The following is a 1,349-nucleotide window of genomic DNA, read 5'->3' on the forward strand; positions in this document are numbered from 1 at the left end:
TGTGTTCCTATGCAAATTAAGTATCAAAAACGTAAAGACAAAACGCTTTTAAAAATAGCATTTACAAATGTTTCTCATTCAACTTTTGGGAATTATGACTATTACATCTATCTTGAATATAAGAATAATAAACTATCTCTTTCAAAGATAGAGGAAATACCTTTTTCTGAATTGAAATTACATAAGTTTTAAGTAGGTTATCTATATTTCCGTTTAGTTTTATGAAAGGGTACGAACTACAAAAAACGCGCCAGCGGGGGGAAAGTGAAGAGTGAAAAGTGAAGCCAGCGAATACTTGGATCTGGGTATGAGAGAGAGCTAAAAGCTCTTCCTATAATAGGCACGAGTTGCAAGAAACGCGCCAGCGGGGGGTAATTAAATATAAAACAATGAAAACTTTTTTTAGTATAATTTTAATGTTATTTGCATCATATACCATTTATGCTCAGTATGATGCCATTAATTTTGATGATATAATCATCAATAAAAAATTTTTATTGCACACAAGCATCCAGGGATTTCCTTTAGAAGAAGATGGGAATTATCAAACATTCAAATGGGGAAAAATGCTTGCTCATGATGGTACTATTGAGCTGCCCTTTATTAAAAAAGACGAAAACGAAGAATACGCCTATGAAATGAAATGGGATATAAGTTTTTTATATAAAGAAAAAGCTCCTGAATATATTTATATATGCCGAATTTCCCCTTGTAAAATGTATAAATTATATTTTAGAATCAATAATAAATTAGTGTGTATTAATGGGAAAAATAAAAAGTTTTTTTCTAAAAAGTTTCCCAAATCGTATGAAACCTATTTAAAAAATCAAAATGAACGATACCATAGTAACTTTCTCATACAACTCAAAAAAGGAAATGATTATGCATATATAGAATTTATTTTTAAAAAGAATGGTTCTGTTGAGTCGCTAATTGTACACGAAAAAAAGTTTGTTAAATAATAGCACGAGAAGCAGTTATTTGCTTTTTGACAGGGGGAAGAAGATATTACTAATGGAGCTGAGTTTTGGGATGGAACAGATTTTCTTGCGTGGGGATTATCGGAAACTAACTCTTACAATAAAAATGGGCAGAATAAATTTAAAGAATATAAATTTATAAAAATTCCCAAAACTTGGTCAAACTTAAATAAATATAAAAAAGGTAAAAAACAGCAATGAAAAATCTAATCATAACCCTATTAGTCTTACTTTTATCATTAACTTCTTGTAAGGTAAAAGAAAATATGAATAAAAAATATCATTGGGTGGCTTATGTAAAACCAGTAGCAGGCTACCCTATAGTAACTTATCGTGGGGTAGTATATGGAAAAGATGGAGCTAGTAAAT

The 1,349-nt window shown here is 29.8% G+C and carries 1 protein-coding gene and 1 pseudogene; both read left to right on the forward strand.

What is annotated here, in order from left to right; all coding sequences use genetic code 11:
- Positions 1–192: pseudogene (locus tag HMPREF9075_RS13655) on the forward strand (hypothetical protein); the annotation flags it as partial.
- Positions 193–389: 197 nt separating this feature from the next.
- Entirely contained in the window at positions 390–962 is a 573-nt protein-coding gene (locus tag HMPREF9075_RS01020; RefSeq protein WP_009414727.1) for a hypothetical protein, read from the forward strand.
- The last annotated feature ends 387 nt before the right edge of the window (positions 963–1,349 follow it).

This window comes from Capnocytophaga sp. oral taxon 332 str. F0381 (assembly GCF_000318275.2).
Lineage (GTDB): Bacteria > Bacteroidota > Bacteroidia > Flavobacteriales > Flavobacteriaceae > Capnocytophaga > Capnocytophaga bilenii.

Coding starts and splice junctions, on each gene's coding strand:
- HMPREF9075_RS01020 (WP_009414727.1), top strand. CDS start 390: ATGAAAACTTTTTTTAGTATAATTTTAATGTTATTTGCATCATATACC.